18 protein-coding genes are annotated in these 17482 nt (G+C 67.0%); 13 read left to right on the top strand and 5 right to left on the bottom strand.

The annotated features are described in order from the left end of the window. The first annotated feature begins 60 nt into the window (after positions 1-60). On the top strand, positions 61-501 hold the full coding sequence (locus BMY35_RS25255) for a helix-turn-helix domain-containing protein (protein WP_093205289.1): 441 nt from the start codon (positions 61-63) through the stop codon (positions 499-501). On the opposite strand, the gene BMY35_RS25250 is transcribed toward BMY35_RS25255, so the two are convergent. Further along, entirely contained in the window at positions 498-1313 is an 816-nt protein-coding gene (locus tag BMY35_RS25250; RefSeq protein ID WP_240652125.1) for an IclR family transcriptional regulator, read from the bottom strand. The two genes, BMY35_RS25255 and BMY35_RS25250, sit on opposite strands and share 4 nt — an antisense overlap. A gap of 163 nt (positions 1314-1476) precedes the next feature. Between BMY35_RS25250 and BMY35_RS25245 the strand changes: the two genes are divergently transcribed. The 8 genes from BMY35_RS25245 to BMY35_RS25210 all read left to right on the top strand — a co-directional run bounded on the left by BMY35_RS25245 (position 1477) and on the right by BMY35_RS25210 (position 8930). Next, the gene (locus BMY35_RS25245; protein ID WP_093205286.1) at positions 1477-2376 is read left to right on the top strand and encodes an amidohydrolase family protein; all 900 of its coding nucleotides are present in this window, start codon (positions 1477-1479) and stop codon (positions 2374-2376) included. Continuing rightward, positions 2373-3890, top strand: a complete 1518-nt coding sequence (locus BMY35_RS25240; protein ID WP_093205284.1) for a sugar ABC transporter ATP-binding protein — start codon at positions 2373-2375, stop codon at positions 3888-3890. Before BMY35_RS25245 ends, BMY35_RS25240 begins: the two co-directional genes overlap by 4 nt. 19 nt (positions 3891-3909) lie before the next feature. Next, positions 3910-4947, top strand: a complete 1038-nt coding sequence (locus BMY35_RS25235; protein WP_093205281.1) for an ABC transporter permease — start codon at positions 3910-3912, stop codon at positions 4945-4947. A 47-nt stretch (positions 4948-4994) separates the two neighbouring features. Then, positions 4995-5951: an ABC transporter substrate-binding protein gene (locus BMY35_RS25230; protein WP_093205279.1), complete on the top strand. Its 957-nt coding sequence runs from the start codon at positions 4995-4997 to the stop codon at positions 5949-5951. 26 nt (positions 5952-5977) lie between these two features. Then, entirely contained in the window at positions 5978-7255 is a 1278-nt protein-coding gene (locus BMY35_RS25225) for an L-fuconate dehydratase (RefSeq protein WP_093205276.1), read from the top strand. Between the two features lie 26 nt (positions 7256-7281). Beyond that, positions 7282-8058: an SDR family oxidoreductase gene (locus tag BMY35_RS25220; protein WP_093205274.1), complete on the top strand. Its 777-nt coding sequence runs from the start codon at positions 7282-7284 to the stop codon at positions 8056-8058. A gap of 29 nt (positions 8059-8087) precedes the next feature. Further along, positions 8088-8417 carry an L-rhamnose mutarotase gene (locus tag BMY35_RS25215; RefSeq protein ID WP_093205271.1) on the top strand — a complete coding sequence of 110 codons (330 nt, stop codon included), beginning with the start codon at positions 8088-8090 and terminating at the stop codon, positions 8415-8417. 72 nt (positions 8418-8489) lie between these two features. After that, positions 8490-8930 carry a helix-turn-helix domain-containing protein gene (locus BMY35_RS25210; protein WP_093205269.1) on the top strand — a complete coding sequence of 147 codons (441 nt, stop codon included), beginning with the start codon at positions 8490-8492 and terminating at the stop codon, positions 8928-8930. 35 nt (positions 8931-8965) lie between these two features. Here the strand turns inward: BMY35_RS25210 and BMY35_RS25205 are convergent, their stop codons facing one another. The 3 genes from BMY35_RS25205 to BMY35_RS25195 form a co-directional block, all read right to left on the bottom strand. Continuing rightward, the gene (locus tag BMY35_RS25205; RefSeq protein WP_093205266.1) at positions 8966-10303 is read right to left on the bottom strand and encodes an MFS family transporter; all 1338 of its coding nucleotides are present in this window, start codon (positions 10301-10303) and stop codon (positions 8966-8968) included. A gap of 132 nt (positions 10304-10435) precedes the next feature. Continuing rightward, positions 10436-11593 (bottom strand): alpha-hydroxy acid oxidase, encoded by a 1158-nt coding sequence (locus BMY35_RS25200; RefSeq protein ID WP_093205263.1) that lies wholly within the window; start codon positions 11591-11593, stop codon positions 10436-10438. A 151-nt stretch (positions 11594-11744) separates the two neighbouring features. Further along, positions 11745-12629, bottom strand: a complete 885-nt coding sequence (locus BMY35_RS25195; protein ID WP_093205261.1) for a LysR substrate-binding domain-containing protein — start codon at positions 12627-12629, stop codon at positions 11745-11747. Between the two features lie 118 nt (positions 12630-12747). Between BMY35_RS25195 and BMY35_RS25190 the strand changes: the two genes are divergently transcribed. Beyond that, complete coding sequence (locus BMY35_RS25190) at positions 12748-14409, top strand: L-lactate permease (protein ID WP_093205258.1); 1662 nt, start codon at positions 12748-12750, stop codon at positions 14407-14409. Here BMY35_RS25190 and BMY35_RS25185 read toward each other — a convergent pair. After that, positions 14387-15013: a TetR/AcrR family transcriptional regulator gene (locus BMY35_RS25185; RefSeq protein WP_093205256.1), complete on the bottom strand. Its 627-nt coding sequence runs from the start codon at positions 15011-15013 to the stop codon at positions 14387-14389. The two genes, BMY35_RS25190 and BMY35_RS25185, sit on opposite strands and share 23 nt — an antisense overlap. An 86-nt stretch (positions 15014-15099) precedes the next feature. Between BMY35_RS25185 and BMY35_RS25180 the strand changes: the two genes are divergently transcribed. Genes BMY35_RS25180 through BMY35_RS25170 form a run of 3 tightly spaced genes read left to right on the top strand, consistent with a single transcriptional unit; the run spans position 15100 to position 17444 of the window. Then, positions 15100-15525 (top strand): nuclear transport factor 2 family protein, encoded by a 426-nt coding sequence (locus BMY35_RS25180; protein WP_093205254.1) that lies wholly within the window; start codon positions 15100-15102, stop codon positions 15523-15525. A gap of 51 nt (positions 15526-15576) precedes the next feature. Then, positions 15577-16779 (top strand): sensor histidine kinase, encoded by a 1203-nt coding sequence (locus BMY35_RS25175; RefSeq protein ID WP_093205252.1) that lies wholly within the window; start codon positions 15577-15579, stop codon positions 16777-16779. Then, entirely contained in the window at positions 16776-17444 is a 669-nt protein-coding gene (locus BMY35_RS25170; protein ID WP_093205249.1) for a response regulator transcription factor, read from the top strand. The genes BMY35_RS25175 and BMY35_RS25170 overlap by 4 nt, the downstream gene beginning before the upstream one ends. The last annotated feature ends 38 nt before the right edge of the window (positions 17445-17482 follow it).

Raw genomic sequence — 17482 nt, 5'->3', positions numbered from 1 at the left:
CTTGCCTTCGGGAGGCGGAAACCGCACTATGCAAACTCAAGCCGGCTTGAGGTCAAGAGGATGAAGCAACTGGATATTGCCGAGGTGGCGCAGCGCTCCGGCGTGCCTGCCTCGACGCTGCGCTATTACGACGAGAAGGGGCTGATCGCCCCCATCGGGCGGCAGGGCCTGCGCCGCGTGTTCGACGCCAACGTGCTGGAGCGCCTGGCGCTCATCGCGCTGGGCCGCGCGGCCGGTTTTTCGCTGGACGAGATCGCGCGCATGTTCGGACCCAACGGACAGCCGCGCATCGACCGGCTGATGCTCACCGCCAAGGCGGACGAGCTCGACCGCACGATCCGCAACCTGAGCGCGATGCGCGACGGCCTGCGGCATGCGGCCGTCTGCCGTGCGCCCAGCCACATGGAGTGCCCGACCTTCCGGCGCATCCTCGGCGCCGCTGCATCGGGCGCCATCGGCGGGCGGAAGGAGAAAAAGAAGAAGGTCCCGACGCCGCCCTAGGCGTTCGCCAGCAGCGAGAGATCGCGCGCCGCCTGCAGCATGAGCTCGCGCGCGCGGTCCAGCGACGGGATCGCATGGCGGTCGATGCGCCGGATGTACGGCGTGGTGAGCACCGCCAGCGCATGCCCGTGCGGGCCGAGGATGGGGCAGGAGATGTCGATCACGCCGAAGTACTGCAGGCTCTCGCGCTGCCGGTAGCCGGTGGCGCGCACGGCTTCGAGCATGTGCTCCAGCTCGTCGGGCGGAATCTGCACCTCGCCGTCGAGCGCGACGTGCTCGGCCACCATCTGCCGGCGCCGCTCGTCCGATTCGCAGGCCAGCAGCACCTGGCCCGAACCGGTGTCGAGCAGGTTCACGCGCGTGCCGGGCCGCACCGTCATGCCGCAGGTGGCGGGGCTGCTGACCTGCGCCACGATCTGCACGTTGCCCCGGTCGTACACGCCCAGGTGGCACGACTGCTCGGCTTCCTTCACGTAGCGGTCCATCACGGGCAGGGCCTGCGTCACCAGCCGGTGGTTCGGCGGATAGCGGTGCGCCAGGTCGAACATCTTCAGGCTCAGGCTGTAGCGGTCGCCTGCGAGCGAGCGCAGCACGTACTGGCGCGCCACCAGCCGTTCGAGCATGCGGTAGATCTCGCTCGGGCCGCGGTCGAGCGCCTTCACGATCTCGCCGCGCGTCAGGCCCTCGGGCTGGTCGGCGAGCAGTTCGAGGATGTCCAGGCCCTTGTCCAGCGCGGGCGCGCGGTAGCGATCCTGAGGCTCCTGGTCTTCGGCCGGCTTGCCGAGGATGTCGGGTTGAATCGATTTGTTCACCAATGAATTTCAACAGCAAGAACTGCTGTTTGCAAGTTTCGTTTTACGGGAAAGCACCCATGAAGCGAGCTTGACGCTGAAAGTTCGTATGTAAATACTCTGTTCACGAATGGACTAGAGAGGCAAGGTGTTCGGCAGTACCCACCGCTGCCCGCGACCCGAAATGATCCAGCGCATCGACTCGCATCAGCACTTCTGGCGGCCCTCGCGCGGCGACTACACGTGGTTGCGCGCCGACGAGCCCGCGCTGGCGCCGCTGCTGCGCAACTTCATGCCCGAAGACCTGGCGCCGCTGCTGCGTGCCCACGGCGTGAGCCGGACCGTGCTGGTGCAGGCCGCCGAGTCCGGGGCCGAGACCGAATTCCTGCTCGACATCGCCGACGCCCATGAAGAGATCGGCGGCGTGGTCGGCTGGGTCGACCTGAGCCGGCCGGGCGCGACTGACTCACTGGAGCGCCTGGCGCGCAATCGCAAGTTCAAGGGCGTGCGGCCGATGCTGCAGGACCTGCCCGACGACGACTGGATCGCGCGCCGCCCGCGTCCCGACGCACTGCACGCCATGCTGCGCCTGGGCCTGCGCTTCGACGCGCTGGTGAAGCCGAGGCATCTTTCGCCGCTGCTGCAGTTCCTGAAGCAGTGGCCGCAGCTGCCGGTGGTGATCGACCACGCGGCCAAGCCGCCGGTGGGCGCGCACGGCAGCGACGACTTTGTCCGATGGCGCGAGGACATCGCCGCCGTGGCGGCACTGCCGCAGGTGTGCTGCAAGTTCTCGGGGCTGTGGACCGAGGCGCCGTCCGCGATGCAGCGCGATGCGGATGTCGTCACCCACGCGGTGCGTCCCGTGTGGGAGCACCTGCTCGAGGTGTTCGGCCCCGCGCGCCTGATGTGGGGCAGCGACTGGCCTGTGCTCACGCTGGCCGGCGACTACGCGGGCTGGATCGCCGTGAGCGAAGGCTGCATCGGCGGCCTTTCGCCGCAGGAGCAGGCCAGTGTCTGGAGCGGCACCGCCCGGCGCTTCTACGGCCTGCCATCCCACCAGGAAAGTCACCAGGAAAGCCCATGACGCAACCCGTCGTAGCCATCCGCGACCTGAGCAAGGCCTTCGCCGGCGTGCGCGCGCTCGACAGGGCGCAGTTCGAGTTGCTGCCCGGCGAGGTGCATGCGCTCATGGGCGAGAACGGCGCGGGCAAGTCCACGCTGATGAAGGTGCTGGCGGGCGTCTACCGCAAGGACTCGGGCGAGGTGCTGCTCGACGGCCGGCCCGTGGACATCGAGAGCCCGCGCGCCGCGCAGGCGCTGGGCATCGGAATCATCCATCAGGAGCTCAACCTGATGAACCACCTGAGCGCCGCGCAGAACATCTTCATCGGCCGCGAGCCGCGCGGGCGCTTCGGCGTCTTCATCGACGAGGAAGCCATGTGCAGCGAGGCGCAGCGCATCTTCGAGCGCATGAACCTGAAGCTCGACCCGCGCACGCCGGTGGGCGAGCTCACGGTGGCCAGGCAGCAGATGGTGGAGATCGCCAAGGCGCTCTCGTTCGACTCGCGCGTGCTCATCATGGACGAGCCCACCGCCGCGCTGAACAACGAGGAGGTGGCCGACCTGTTCCGCATCATCGCGCGGCTGAAGTCGCGCGGTGTGGCCATCGTCTACATCTCGCACAAGATGGATGAGCTGAAGCGCATCGCAGACCGCGTGACCGTGATGCGCGATGGCCAGTACATCGCCACCGTGCCGATGGAGAGCACGCCGATGGACACGCTCATCGCGATGATGGTGGGCCGCCAGCTCGCCGAGGCCGAGCACGAGATGCCCGACACCTCGGGCAACGAGGTCGTGCTCGAGGCCAGGGGCATCCGCCGCGGCTCGATGGTGCGCGACGCGAGCTTCGTGCTGCGTCGCGGCGAGATCCTCGGCTTCGCGGGGCTGATGGGCGCGGGCCGCACCGAGCTGGCGCGCGCCGTGTTCGGCGCCGACCGCATCGAGGCGGGCGAGGTCTTCGTGCATGGCAAGAAGGTGTCGATCCGCTCCCCTGAGGACGCGGTGGCCCACGGCATCGGCTACCTGTCGGAAGACCGCAAGCACTTCGGCCTGGCCACCGGCATGGACGTGGAAACCAATATCGCGCTCGCGAGCATGAAGCGCTTCCTGTCGACGGGCTTCTTCATCGACCAGGCCGCCGTCGAGTCGGCCGGCGAGCGCTACGTGCGGCAGCTGGGCATCAAGACGCCTTCGGTGCGCCAGCAGGTGCGGCTGCTGTCGGGCGGCAACCAGCAGAAGATCGTCATCGCCAAATGGCTGCTGCGCGACTGCAGCGTGCTCTTCTTCGACGAGCCCACGCGCGGGATCGACGTGGGCGCCAAGGCCGAGATCTACCGCCTGCTCAACGAACTGGCCGCGCAGGGCAAGGCCATCGTCATCATTTCCTCGGAGCTGACCGAGGTGTTGCGCATGAGCCACCGCGTGCTCGTGATGTGTGAAGGCCGCATCACTGGCGAGCTCTCGGCGCGCGAGGCCTCGCAGGAAAAGATCATGCAGCTCGCCACCCGGCGTGAAGCTGCGACCGCCGCCCCCTGACCACGACTGGAGACTCCCCTTGACGACCCCGACCGTGACCACCGCCTCCGCACAGGGCTTCTCGCCGAAGACGCTGAAGGACAGGCTCTTCCGCCCCGCCACGCGGCAGAAGCTGCTGGCCTTCGCCAGCCTCGTCGCGCTGATGGTGTTCTTCAGCTTCGCGTCGCCGCAGTTCCTGCAGGCCGACAACCTCGTGGGCATCCTGCAGTCGACGGCGGTGAACGGCGTGCTCGCCATCGCCTGTACCTTCGTCATCATCACCTCGGGCATCGACCTGTCAGTGGGCACGCTGATGACTTTCTGCGCCGTCATGACCGGCGTGGTGCTCACCTACATGGGCATGCCGCTGTGGCTGGGCATCTGCGCGGCGATCTTCTTCGGGGCGTTCAGCGGCTTTGTCTCGGGCGTGCTGATCGCCAAGCTCAAGATCCCGCCCTTCATCGCGACGCTGGGCATGATGATGCTGCTCAAGGGGCTGTCGCTGGTGATCTCGGGCACCAAGCCGATCTACTTCAACGACACGCCGGGCTTCACCGCCATCTCGCAGGATTCGCTGATCGGCGACATCGTGCCCTCGCTGCCCATTCCCAACGCGGTGCTGATCCTGTTCCTGGTGGCGGTGGCCGCGAGCATCGTGCTCAACCGGACCATCCTCGGGCGCTACACCTTCGCGCTCGGCAGCAACGAGGAGGCGGTACGCCTGTCGGGCGTGAACACAGACTTCTGGAAGATCGTGGTCTACACGGTGAGCGGCGGCATCTGCGGCATCGCGGGGCTGCTGATCGCCTCGCGCCTGAACTCGGCGCAGCCCGCGCTGGGGCAGGGCTACGAGCTCGACGCCATCGCGGCGGTGGTCATCGGCGGCACATCGCTCAGCGGCGGCACCGGCACCATCGTGGGCACCATCATCGGCGCCTTCATCATGAGCGTGCTCACCAACGGCCTGCGCATTCTCTCGGTCGCGCAGGAATGGCAGACGGTGGTCACGGGCGTGATCATCATCCTGGCCGTGTACGCCGACATCCTGCGCCGCCGCAGCGGCAGCAAGACGCACTGAACTCCCCGCGTTCCCGATCCGTTCCATACAACCACAGGAGACTTCGCATGATCCAGAGAAGAGCAGTCGTCGCGTGCACGCTGGGCGCGGCCCTCGTCAGTCTGTCGGGCCTCGCGCAGGCGCAGCAGGCGCAGGAGATCTACATCCCGCTCGTGTCCAAGGGCTTCCAGCACCAGTTCTGGCAGGCCGTGAAGTCGGGCGCCGAGCAGGCCGGCAAGGACCTGAAGGTGAAGGTGAGCTTCGAGGGCCCCGAGACCGAGGCCATGGTCGACAAGCAGATCGACATGCTCTCGGCCGCCCTCGCCAAGAAGCCGCAGGCCATCGGCTTCGCGGCGCTCGACAGTCAGGCCGCGATTCCGCTGCTGAAGAAGGCGCAGGCCGCGAAGATTCCCGTGGTGGCCTTCGACTCGGGCGTGGACAGCGACATTCCGGTGACCACGACCACCACCGACAACAAGGCCGCAGCCGCGCTGGCCGCCGACAAGATGGCCGAGCTCATCGGCAAGAGCGGCGAGGTCGCGCTGGTGGTGCACGACCAGACCAGCCGCACCGGCGTCGACCGGCGCGATGGCTTCGTCAACCGCATGAAGTCGGCCTACCCGAACATCAAGATCGTGAGCGTGCAGTACGGCGGCGGCGACCAGCTGAAGTCGACCGAGATCACCAAGTCGATACTGCAGGCATCGCCCAATCTGAAGGGCATCTTCGGCGCCAACGAGGGTTCGGCCATCGGCGTGGTCAACGGCGTGAAGGAGATGAAGCGCACCGGCAAGGTCGTGATCATCGGCTACGACTCGGGCAAGCAGCAGAAGAACGCGATCATGGACGGCAGCATGGCCGGCGCCATCACGCAGAACCCGGTGGGCATGGGCTACAAGACCGTCGAGATGGCGGTGAAGGCCGTCAAGGGCGAGAAGCTGCCGAAGATCGTCGACACCGGCTTCTTCTGGTACGACAAGACCAACATCGCCGATCCCAAGATCGCGGCTGTGCTGTACGACTGATCCGCAGGCGAACGAAGGAAGACCCCATGACCATCGTCCGCTCCATGCGCGTGCTCGACGTGCGCTTTCCCACCTCGCAGCATCTGGACGGCTCCGATGCGATGAACCCCGATCCGGACTACTCGGCGGCGTACGTCGTTCTCGAGACCGACCGGCCGGGGCTGGAAGGCCACGGCCTCACGTTCACCATCGGCCGCGGCAACGAGATCTGCTGCGCGGCCATCGAGGCGATGCGGCACCTGGTCGTGGGGCTCGACCTGGCATGGGTGGCCGAGGACATGGGGCGCTTCTGGCGGCACGTGACTTCCGACAGCCAGCTGCGCTGGATCGGCCCCGACAAGGGGGCGATCCATCTCGCGACGGGCGCGGTGGTCAACGCGATGTGGGACCTGTGGGCCAAGTCCGAAGGCAAGCCCGTGTGGCAGCTCGTGGCCGACATGACGCCCGAGGAGCTGGTGCGCTGCATCGACTTTCGCTACATCACCGACTGCGTCGCGCCCGACGAGGCGCTGGCTCTGCTGCGCGAAGCATCGCGCGGCAAGGAAGAGCGCATCGCCACGCTGAAGGCCGAAGGCTACCCCTGCTACACCACCTCGGCCGGCTGGCTCGGCTACTCCGACGACAAGCTGCGGCGCCTCGCGCAGGAGGCGATCGACGCGGGCTTCAGCCACATCAAGCTCAAGGTGGGACGCGACCTGCAGGACGACATCCGCCGCCTGACCGTGGCGCGCGAGGTGCTCGGGCCCGACCGGCACCTGATGATCGACGCCAACCAGGTGTGGGAGGTGGGGCAGGCCATCGACTGGGCACGGCAGCTTGCCTTTGCCAGGCCGTGGTTCATCGAGGAGCCCACCAGCCCGGACGACGTGGAGGGCCACCGCAAGATCCGCGAGGGCGTCGCGCCGGTGAAGGTGGCTACCGGCGAGATGTGCCAGAACCGCATCATGTTCAAGCAGTTCATCATGCGCGGCGGCATCGACGTGGTGCAGATCGACGCCTGCCGGCTCGGCGGCGTGAACGAGATCCTGGCGGTGATGCTGATGGCCGCGAAGTACAGGCTGCCCGTGTGCCCTCATGCGGGCGGCGTGGGGCTGTGCGAGTACGTGCAGCACCTGTCGATGATCGACTACCTTTGCATCTCGGGCACGCGCGAGGGCCGCGTGGCCGAATATGTCGACCACCTGCACGAACACTTCGTCGAACCCTGCGAGATTCGCAACGCGGCCTACATGCCGCCGAAGGGGCCGGGCTTCTCGATCACGATGAAGCCGCAGTCGCTGGAGCAGTACCGCTTTCGCGGATAAGTGGACAAGGAAAGGCATCGCACACCATGGACCTGCATCTGAAAGACAAGGTGGTGATCGTCACCGGAGGCGGCAGCGGCATCGGCGCGGCCATCTCGATGGCGCTGGCGCAAGAAGGCGCGGTGCCGGTGATCTTCGGCAAGAACCCGCTCGATGCGCCTTTCGAGGAAGCGCTGCGCACGCTGCAGCCGCGCACGCGCTTCTTCCAGCTCGAGCTGATGGAGGAGGCCGCCTGCGTCAAGGCCATCGCCGACACAGTCGCCGAGTTCGGGCGCATCGACGGACTGGTCAACAACGCGGGCGTGAACGACAGCGTGGGGCTGGAGGCGGGGCGCGATGCCTTCGTCTCCTCGCTCGAACGCAACCTGATCCACTGCTACGTGATGGCACATCACTGCCTGCCGCACCTGAAGGCGAGCCGCGGCGCCATCGTGAACATCTCGTCGAAGACGGCGGTAACGGGGCAGGGCAACACCAGCGGCTACACGGCGGCCAAGGGCGCGCAGTTGTCGCTCACGCGCGAGTGGGCCGCTTCGCTGCTGGAAGATGGCGTTCGCGTGAACGCGGTGATCCCGGCCGAAGTGATGACGCCGCTCTACCAGCGCTGGATTTCCGCATTCGACGAGCCCGACCGCAAGCTGGCCGACATCACCGACAAGATCCCGCTCGGGCGCCGCATGACGACGCCCGAGGAGATCGCCGACAGCGTCGTGTTCCTCCTGTCGGAGCGCGCCTCGCACACGACCGGGCAATGGGTGTTCGTCGACGGCGGCTATACGCATCTCGACCGGGCGCTGACCTGATCCTTTCCACTTTCCGATCGGAATTGCCCATGCGCCATTTCCTGGCTCTGGATTTGAAGGACGACCCGGCCCTCATCGCCGAATACGAGGCTTATCACCGCGATATCTGGCCCGATGTGCGCGCGCATCTGAAGGCGCACGGCGTGACCGGCATGGAAATCCATCGCCTCGGTACGCGGATGGTGATGCTGATGGAAACGGACGATGCGCGCTACGACGCCGGTGCGATGGCCCTTGCCACGCGCAACGATCCGAAGATCAGGCAATGGGAAGAGCTGATGTGGAAATTCCAGGCGCCCACGCCATGGACGCCCGAAGGGGAAAAGTGGGTCGAAATGACGCGGATCTTCCAGTTGTAATCAAAAGATTCATCTTTGATCCAAATTTGAGATTCTTGCCTTGTATTTACATTTGCTGGGCAAAATGCCGGGATGCCAAATATTGCATCCATTCTTAAATCCGAGATTTCGCGCGTAGCCCGCAAGGAAGTGCGCGCGGAAATGGAAACCCTCAAGAAGGCATCCGTTCACCATCGCGCAGCCATCGCGGCGCTGCGCCGCCAGGTGAGTTCGCTGGAGAAGGAGCTGCGCAACGTTGCCAAGGGCACGGCCCGCAGTTCGCGCGCGAGCGCGTCGGAAGAGGACGGAGACGACAGCCCCAAGCGCCGTTTCAGCGCGGGCCGGTTGGCTGCCCATCGCGAGAAGCTGGGTATTTCCGCCGCTTCCTACGGAAAGCTGGTGGGCGTATCGGGCCAGACGATCTATCACTGGGAACAGGGCAAGGCACGCCCCAGGGCTGCGCAGCTCGAAAGCCTCGCTGCCGTGCGCGGGCTGGGCAAGCAGCAGGTGGCCGAGCGGCTGGGGGCCGAGTAGCCATCCTTCGCTCGGTCGTTCCTTCCTCTTCCGGGTCAGTGGTCGTGATGCAGGTAGCTCGCCTGCCTCGGCAGCCGCAGGCTCACCAGGAAGGCGACGACCATCATCGCGCTCACATACCAGAAGAAGGCCGACTCATGTCCCAGTGACTTGAGTCCCAGCGCCACGTATTCCGCCGAGCCGCCGAAGATCGCGTTCGCCACCGCATAGGCCAGGCCCACGCCGAGCGCACGCACTTCGGGCGGGAACATCTCCGCCTTCACGATGCCGCTGATCGAGGTGTAGAAGCTCACCACGGCCAGCGCCGCGATGATGAGCACGAAGGCCAGCACGGGGCTCGTCGTGTGCTGCAGGGCCGTGAGGACGGGCACCGTCGTCAGCGCGCCGAGCCCGCCGAACAGCAGCATGTTGTTGCGCCGCCCGATGCGGTCCGACAGAGCACCGAAAACCGGCTGCATGCACATGTAGACGAACAGCGCCCCCGTCATCACGTAGCTCGCCGTCTTGATCGGCAGGTGCACCGTGTTCACCAGGTACTTCTGCATGTAGGTGGTGAATGTGTAGAAGATCAGCGAGCCGCCGGCCGTGTAGCCCAGCACCGTGAGGAAGGCCGGCGTGTGGTGCCTGAAGAGGCCGGCGATGCTGCCGGCTTCCTTGTTCTTCTTCGCCTCGTCGGTCTGCGTCTCGTGCAGCGTGCGGCGCAGCAGCAGCGCGACCACCGCCGCGATGGCACCGATCACGAAGGGAATGCGCCAGCCCCACGACTTGAGCTCGGCCTCGTCCAGCAGCTGTTCGAGCACCACGATGACGAGCACGGCGAGCAGCTGGCCGCCGATCAGCGTGACGTACTGGAACGACGAGAAGAAGCCGCGCTGGCCGCGCAGCGCCACCTCGCTCATGTAGGTGGCCGTGGTGCCGTATTCGCCGCCCACCGAGAGCCCCTGGAACAGCCGGCAGACCAGCAGCAGGAAGGGCGCCCATGCGCCGATCTGCGCGTAGGTCGGCAGGCAGGCGATGACCAGCGAGCCGCCGCACATCATCGTCACCGAGATCAGCATCGAGGTCTTGCGCCCGAGCCGGTCGGCCAGCCGGCCGAAGAGCCAGCCGCCGATCGGCCGCATGAGGAAGCCTGCCGCGAACACGCCCGCGGTGTTCAGCAGCTGCGCGGTGGGGTCGGACTTGGGGAAGAAGGCCGGCGCGAAGTACAGCGCCGAGAAGGCATACACGTAGAAGTCGAACCACTCGACCAGGTTTCCCGAAGAGGCCGCCATGATGGCGAAGACGCGGTGGCGCTTTTCTTCGGCTGTGTAGTGCGGGGGTGATGAGGTAGAGGCCGCTGCTGGGCCTCCCGAGGTAGGCGTGACTGCGCTCATGGTGCCTTCTTGTGCCGCGCGGGCAATGTTGTTGTTTCCAAAACATTCTGCGCCGCCAAGAGGCTGTGGCGTGTCGGCCGATGCCGCATCGGCCTACCCCCGGAATGGCCTTCCGGGGGCGCTCGGGCACGATCAGAAAGTACCGGGCAGCAGGATGCTCGAATCGACGTCGTCGATGCGCGTGCGGCCGCAGAAGGCCATCGTGATGTCGAGTTCCTTCTGGATGATCTGCAGCGCGCGCGTCACGCCCTCCTGCCCGAAGGCGCCCAGGCCGTAGAGGAAGCTGCGGCCGATGAGCGTGCCGCGGGCGCCCAGCGCGCGTGCCTTGAGCACGTCCTGTCCGCTGCGGATGCCGCCGTCCATCCACACCTCGATCTCGTTGCCCACTGCGTCGACGATGGCCGGCAGTGCCGCGATGGACGAAGGCGCGCCGTCGAGCTGGCGGCCGCCGTGGTTCGACACGATGAGCGCGTCGGCGCCGCTCGAAGCCGCGAGGCGCGCATCTTCCACGTCCATCACGCCCTTGAGGATGAGCTTGCCACCCCAGAGCTTCTTGATCCATTCCACGTCGGCCCAGCTCAGGGCGGGGTCGAACTGCTCGGAGGTCCACGACGACAGCGACGACAGGTCTTTCACGCCCTTGGCGTGGCCCGCGATGTTGCCGAAGGTGCGGCGCTTCGTGCCCAGCATGCCCATGCACCAGCGCGGCTTGGTGGCGAGGTTGATGAGGTTCTTCAGCGTGGGCTTGGGCGGCGCCGTCAGGCCGTTCTTGATGTCCTTGTGGCGCTGGCCGAGGATCTGCAGGTCCAGCGTGAGCTGCAGCGCGGTCACGTTGGCGGCCTTGGCGCGCTCGATCAGGCGCTCGATGAAGTCGCGGTCCTTCATCACGTAGAGCTGGAACCAGAACGGATGGCGGTCGGTGTTCTCGGCGATGTCTTCCAGCGAGCAGATGCTCATGGTCGACAGCGTGAACGGAATGCCGAAGGCCTTGGCCGCGCGCGCGCCGAGGATCTCGCCGTCGGCGTGCTGCATGCCGGTGAGTCCGGTGGGCGCGATGGCCACGGGCATCGCGGTTTCCTGGCCGACCATGGTGGTGCGCAGCGATCGGCCTTCCATGTTCACGGCCACGCGCTGGCGCAGCTTGATCTTCTGGAAGTCGCTCTCGTTGGCGCGGTAGGTGCCCTCGGTCCACGCGCCGGAGTCGGCGTAGTCGTAGAACATCTTCGGCACGCGCCGCTTGGCGATCACCCGCAGGTCTTCGATGTTGGTGATCTTGGAAAGGTCGGACACGGGCTGTCTCCTGGCAGGTTCTTGTGGATCGGCGGAAGCTAACCGGCCATTATCTGCAGGCGCCGCGGCGCGCCATCTGAAAAATGACGGGCCCGCGATTGAAAAGAATTCAGATGGGCCTTTTCAAGCGTCAGGCACCGGGCGTCGGGCTTCAGTCCCGCAGCGTGTCGCGCAGCCACTCGGCGAAGGTCGCGCATTCCCAGCGCTCCATGGTGCCGGGCCGCCAGCACAGGAAATAGGCGTTGGGCGAGGGCACGCTGCGGGCCGACAGCCGCACCAGCCGCCCGTTGTCCAGCCAGGCGCTGCCCAGGCGCAGGTGCATCAGCACCACGCCGAAGTCCTCGGCCGCGGCGTCGAGCGCCAGCCCGAGGTCGTTGAACTGATGCCCCGTGGCCGGCTCGGGCAGGCCCACGCCGCAGGCCTTGAACCAGGTGCGCCACGACTCCAGCGGCGTGCGCAGCAGCTGCGCGCGCGACACCTCGGCGTCGGTGGCGAAGCCGTCGAAGGGGCCGTGGCGCTCGAGGTAGGCGGGGCTGCACACCGGCGAGACCTCGTCGGCCAGCAGCTGGAAGAACTCGCGGTCGTGGAAGGGGCCGGTGCCGAAGCGCAGTTCGAGGTCGGTTTCTTCCACCGTGGTGTTGCGCATCGGCGTGGTCACCTGCAGCACCAGCTCGATGTTCGGGTATGCGTCGCGAAAGCGGGCCAGCCTCGGCAGCAGCATCTGCCGCGAGAAGGTAGGCGTGACGGCCACGCGCAGCCGCCGCAGCTGCGATTCGGGCTCGCGGCCCGGCACCTGCTGCAGCGCAGCGATGGCCTCGCGCACGCGCGCCAGGTAGGCCATGCCGTCGGCGCTGAGGCTGAAGTCGCTGCCCACGAAGAACTTGAGCCCCAGCAGCAGCTCGAGCTGGCGGATGCGGTGGCTCACCGCGCTGGGCGTCACGCTGAGCTCTTCGGCGGCGAGGTTCACGCTGCGCAGCCGCGCGACGGCCTCGAAGGCCTGCAGGCCCTGTGTCGAGGGGAGACGCGGAGAAACCATCTTTTGTCGGGGGAGGTAGCGGGGTAGGATGGTAGCGAACGCTTTCGGTCGCTCGCGGCGGAACCTTTCCGCCTCTTGCTGCCGACTCAAAAAGATTCCAACAAAGAGGAGCAAGCGCATGGTCTGGCAACAGGTTTACAACCCGTTCGGCAACATGATCGTATCGACGGCGCTGGCCGCGATACCGGTGGTGGTGATGCTGGTGTGTCTGGGGCTGCTGCACGTCAAGGCGCACTACGCGGCGGGGCTGGGCCTGCTGAGCGCGGTGGTCATCGCGGTGTTCGCGTTCGGCATGCCGGCCGACATGGCGGGCAAGGCGGCCTTCCTGGGCGGCATCACCGGCCTGCTGCCCATCGGCTGGATCGTGCTGAACATCATCTTCCTGCAGCAGCTCACGCAGCAGAACGGCAGCTTCCAGATACTGCAGGACTCCATCGCCGGCATCACGGAAGACAGGCGCCTGCAGCTGCTGCTCATCGCGTTCGCCTTCGGCGCCTTCTTCGAGGGCGCGGCGGGCTTCGGCACGCCGGTGGCCGTTACGGCGGCCATCCTCATCGGGCTGGGCTTCTCGCCGCTCGCGGCCTCGGGGCTTTCGCTCATCGCCAACACCGCGCCGGTGGCCTTCGGCGCGCTGGGCACGCCGGTCATCACGCTGGCCAAGGTGCACGGCTACGACCTGATGGCGGTCACCGCGATGATCGGGCGGCAGCTGCCGTTCTTCTCTCTGCTGGTGCCGTTCTGGCTCATCTGGGCCTTCGCGGGGCGCAAGGGAATGATGGAGGTGTGGCCGGCCATCCTGGTGACGGGCGTGTCCTTCGCCATTCCGCAGTTCCTGGTGTCGAACTACATCGGCCCCGAGCTGGTGGACATCATCGCGGCCATCGTGTCGATGGCGTGCCTGATCGCGTTCCTGCGCGTGTGGAAGCCGAAGAAGGTCTGGACATCGGTGTCGCTCAAGGGGCACGAGGCCGACGGCGGAGAAGCCGCGGCGGCCGTCGCGCCCACGAAGCACTCGACCGCCGCCGTGATCCGCGCATGGACCCCGTGGCTCATCCTCACCGTGTTCGTGTTCATCTGGGGCCTGCCCGCGGTGAAGACCTGGCTCAACGGCATCTTCGCGCCGAGCTTCCCCATCGACGGGCTGCACAACATGGTCGAGAAGGTGGCGCCCGTGGTGCCCAAGCCCACGAAGGAGGGCGCGGTCTACCAGCTGCTGCTGCTCTCCGCCACGGGCACGGGCATCCTGGCGTCGGCCATCGTGGGCGGGCTGGTGATGAAGTACAACCCGATCCAGCTCGTGGCCGCCTACGGCCGCACGCTGTGGCTGGTGAAGTTCTCGCTGCTCACCATCGTGCTGATGCTCGCGCTGGGCACGCTCACGCGCTATTCGGGGCTGGACACCACGCTGGGCCTGGCCTTCGCCAACACCGGCGTGCTCTATCCCTTCTTCGGCACGCTGATGGGCTGGCTGGGCGTGGCGCTCACCGGCTCAGACACGGCATCGAACGTGCTCTTCGGCGGCATGCAGAAAGTGGCGGCCGACCAGCTCGGCCTGAGCCCGAACCTGATGGGCGCGGCCAACAGCTCGGGCGGCGTGATGGGCAAGATGATCGACGCGCAGTCGATCGTGGTCGCCTCCACCGCCACGCGCTGGTTCAACCACGAGGGCGAGATCCTGCGCTACGTGTTCTTCCACTCCATCGCGCTGGCCTGCCTCGTGGGCCTGTACGTGACGCTGCAGGCCTATGTGTGGCCGTTCACGCTGATGGTCGTGAAGTGATGTCGGGCAGCGTGGCCGCCAGCGCCTGAAGCAGCCGGCGCAGGTCGTCGACCGCTTCGCGCGCAAGCTCGGTGCCGCCCATCTGCGCCTTGACGATGGCGCCGTCGACGCCCAGCGCGGCGGCCTGCGCAACGGCCATGCGGCGCGAGCCCTCCATCGATTCGGGCAGCAGCCCGGCAATCACTTCGACCATCTCGCGCTTGTGTTCGCGCGAGATGTCGCTCGCACCGCCCACGCTGCCACCCACCTCGACCACCGAGTTGATGAAGGCGCAGCCGCGAAAGGCCGGGTCGGCGAACCACTCGGCCATGGCGTCGGCCAGCACCTCGAGCGCCTGGCCGCCGCCGATGCGCTGCTGCGCGCCGAGCCGGCCCAGGGCATCGACGAACCACGCCATCCACAGGCTGTGGCGGTGGTCGAGGAAAGCGCGCACCAGGTCGTCCTTCGACGGGAAGTGCCGATAGAAGGTGACCTTGGTGACGCCCGATGTTGCGATGACGCGGTCGATGCCGGTCGCGCGGATGCCGTCGGCGTAGAAGAGGTCGTGCGCGGTGCGGAGGATGCGTTCGCGCGCAGGCAGTTCGGAGATGGAGGAGATGTCCATGGCGCGATTGTAGGCATGTAGACAGGTCTGTCTACATGTGGCACATTGCGGCGCATTCCCCTTCAACATCAATCGAAAGAACCGCCATGGAATCACGCCCGCCGCTGCCGCCCTTCACCCTTGAATCCGCCACCAAGAAAGTCCAGGCCGCCGAAGACGCCTGGAACTCGCGCGACCCCGTGCGCGTGAGCCTGGCCTACACGCCCGACACCGAATGGCGCAATCGCGCCGAGTTCGTCAACGGCCGCGAGCAGGTGGTCGAGTTCCTGTCGCGCAAGTGGGTGCGCGAGCTCGACTACCGGTTGAAGAAGCAGCTCTGGGCCTTCATGGACAACCGCATCGCGGTGCGCTTCGAGTACGAATGGCACGACGATGCCGGCCAGTGGTATCGCAGCCATGGCAACGAGAACTGGGAGTTCGCGGAGAACGGCCTGATGCAACGGCGCTTCGCGAGCATCAACGACCAGCCCATCAAGGAATCGGACCGAAAGTTCCACTGGGCTCGCACCTGAGCCTCGGCGGGGCGGGCGCCCCCGGGCACGGCTGTTGCTTGCTTTTGGTGCATGGAGACGCCCGTACTGAACCCCGCCGCCAGCCACCCGCTCTGGCAGCACCAGCTCGGCCTGCTGCTGGAGTCGACGGGCGAGGGCATCTTCGGCATCGACCTCGACGGCCATTGCATGTTCATCAACCGGGCCGGCGCGCAGATGCTGGGCCATGAGGTGCGCGACGTGCTCGGCTCCAACATGCACGAGCTCACGCACCATTCGCACCCCGACGGCTCGCACTACGCCGACACCGACTGTCCCATCTTCAACGCCTTCCGGCGCGGGCTGCCCTGCCGCATCGACACCGAAGTGTTCTGGCGCCGCGACGGCAGCGCCTTCGCGGTCGAGTATTCGAGCCACCCCATCATGGACGGCACGCAGGTGCGCGGCGCCGTCATCACCTTCGTCGACATCACGGAGCGTCGCCGCCAGGCCGAGGCGCTGCAGCAGGCCAAGGACGAGCTCGGCCAGCGTGTGCAGGAGCGCACTCGTGAGCTCAGCGACGCGCTGGCGCAGTTGCGCGAGCTTTCCGCATGGCTCGACAAGGTGCGCGAGGACGAGCGCACCCGCATCGCGCGCGAAGTGCACGACGAGCTCGGCAGCCTGCTGGTGGCGCTGAAGATGGACGTCAACTGGATCGGCAAGCGCCTGGGCGAGCAGCAGGAACGCACGCCCGACGCGGCGCAGGCCATGCGCGAGCAGATGCGCTGCAAGTGCACGAACATGAGCCAGCTCATCGAGCGCGCGGTGGACAACGTGGGTCGCATCATCACCGACCTGCGCCCCAGCATCCTCGACCACCAGGGCCTGTGGGCCGCACTCGAATGGCAGGCACACGAGTTCGTGCAGGCGGCCGAGCTGGAACTGGACTGGCGCTTCGACGTGCCGCCCGGCGTGGAACTGCCGGAGCCCGCGGCCATCGCGGTGTTCCGAATCTTCCAGGAGATGCTGAGCAATGTCGGGCGCCATGCGAAGGCGAGCCGCCTCGGCATCCGCATCGGTGCCGAGCAGGGGCGGCTGAGCATCAGCGTGCGGGACGACGGTGTCGGTGCGCCGGCGCAGGCCTTCGAGGCCGCCACCTCCTACGGCGTGCTCGGCATGCGCGAACGAGCGCGGCACTTCGGCGGGCGCATCGACATCGAGAGCCGCGTGGGCGAGGGGAGCACCTTCCGCCTGCACTTGCCGCTTGCCGCGGATGCATGCGGAGGCCTGAGATGAGCGACATCCGCGTACTCATCGGCGACGACCACCGCATCGTGCGCGAGGGCCTGAAGCAGATGCTGGGCGACCTCTCCAACGGCCTGCCCGCGATGGCCGTGCGCGCCGAGGCGCAGACCGGCCCCGAGGTGCTGGAGGCCGTGCAGGCGCTGGGCGGCCCCGAGGGCCTCGACGTGGTGCTGCTCGACATAGCCTTGCCCGGCCGCGACGGCCTCGACGTGCTGCAGGCGCTGCGCAAGCAGTGGCCCACGCTCCCGGTGCTGATGCTCAGCACTTATCCGGAGAAGCAGTACGCGGTGCGCTGCATCAAGCTGGGCGCCTCGGGCTATCTCAACAAGAGCGCCGATGCCGACGACATGGTCGGCGCGGTGCGCAAAGTCGCGGCCGGCGGGCTCTACGTGTCGGCGGCCACGGCCGAGGCGCTGGCCACCGCCGTGGGCCGGGGCGCCGGGCAGGGCGCCGAGATGCTCTCGCATCGCGAGCATCAGGTGTACCGGCTGCTCAGCGCGGGGCACAGCGTGAGCGAAATCGGTGCGCAGCTGGGCCTGGCGCCCAATACCGTCAGCACATACCGCGCGCGCATCCTCGAGAAGACCGGCACCAAGAACGACGTGGAGCTGGCCCTGTATGCCGAACGCCACGGCAAGCAGGGCGCGAACGGCTGAAAAAGGCCGAAGACACCGCTGGCGTGCACCAGCTTGTA

The organism is Variovorax sp. YR750 (assembly GCF_900109805.1).
GTDB classification, from domain to species: domain Bacteria; phylum Pseudomonadota; class Gammaproteobacteria; order Burkholderiales; family Burkholderiaceae_C; genus Variovorax; species Variovorax gossypii.
Note: the sequence above shows the minus strand (reverse complement) of the source record. Positions and strands in the feature narration are given on the sequence as shown.

What these genes read in the sequence shown, in the direction of transcription:
- BMY35_RS25225 (WP_093205276.1), top strand. Translation starts at nt 5,978, where the DNA reads ATGACCATCGTCCGCTCCATGCGCGTGCTCGACGTGCGCTTTCCCACC.
- BMY35_RS25180 (WP_093205254.1), top strand. Translation starts at nt 15,100, where the DNA reads ATGGAATCACGCCCGCCGCTGCCGCCCTTCACCCTTGAATCCGCCACC.
- BMY35_RS25230 (WP_093205279.1), top strand. Translation starts at nt 4,995, where the DNA reads ATGATCCAGAGAAGAGCAGTCGTCGCGTGCACGCTGGGCGCGGCCCTC.
- BMY35_RS25240 (WP_093205284.1), top strand. Translation starts at nt 2,373, where the DNA reads ATGACGCAACCCGTCGTAGCCATCCGCGACCTGAGCAAGGCCTTCGCC.
- BMY35_RS25175 (WP_093205252.1), top strand. Translation starts at nt 15,577, where the DNA reads ATGGAGACGCCCGTACTGAACCCCGCCGCCAGCCACCCGCTCTGGCAG.
- BMY35_RS25220 (WP_093205274.1), top strand. Translation starts at nt 7,282, where the DNA reads ATGGACCTGCATCTGAAAGACAAGGTGGTGATCGTCACCGGAGGCGGC.
- BMY35_RS25190 (WP_093205258.1), top strand. Translation starts at nt 12,748, where the DNA reads ATGGTCTGGCAACAGGTTTACAACCCGTTCGGCAACATGATCGTATCG.
- BMY35_RS25245 (WP_093205286.1), top strand. Translation starts at nt 1,477, where the DNA reads ATGATCCAGCGCATCGACTCGCATCAGCACTTCTGGCGGCCCTCGCGC.
- BMY35_RS25255 (WP_093205289.1), top strand. Translation starts at nt 61, where the DNA reads ATGAAGCAACTGGATATTGCCGAGGTGGCGCAGCGCTCCGGCGTGCCT.
- BMY35_RS25205 (WP_093205266.1), bottom strand. Translation starts at nt 10,303, where the DNA reads ATGAGCGCAGTCACGCCTACCTCGGGAGGCCCAGCAGCGGCCTCTACC.
- BMY35_RS25210 (WP_093205269.1), top strand. Translation starts at nt 8,490, where the DNA reads ATGCCAAATATTGCATCCATTCTTAAATCCGAGATTTCGCGCGTAGCC.
- BMY35_RS25185 (WP_093205256.1), bottom strand. Translation starts at nt 15,013, where the DNA reads ATGGACATCTCCTCCATCTCCGAACTGCCTGCGCGCGAACGCATCCTC.
- BMY35_RS25195 (WP_093205261.1), bottom strand. Translation starts at nt 12,629, where the DNA reads ATGGTTTCTCCGCGTCTCCCCTCGACACAGGGCCTGCAGGCCTTCGAG.
- BMY35_RS25170 (WP_093205249.1), top strand. Translation starts at nt 16,776, where the DNA reads ATGAGCGACATCCGCGTACTCATCGGCGACGACCACCGCATCGTGCGC.
- BMY35_RS25215 (WP_093205271.1), top strand. Translation starts at nt 8,088, where the DNA reads ATGCGCCATTTCCTGGCTCTGGATTTGAAGGACGACCCGGCCCTCATC.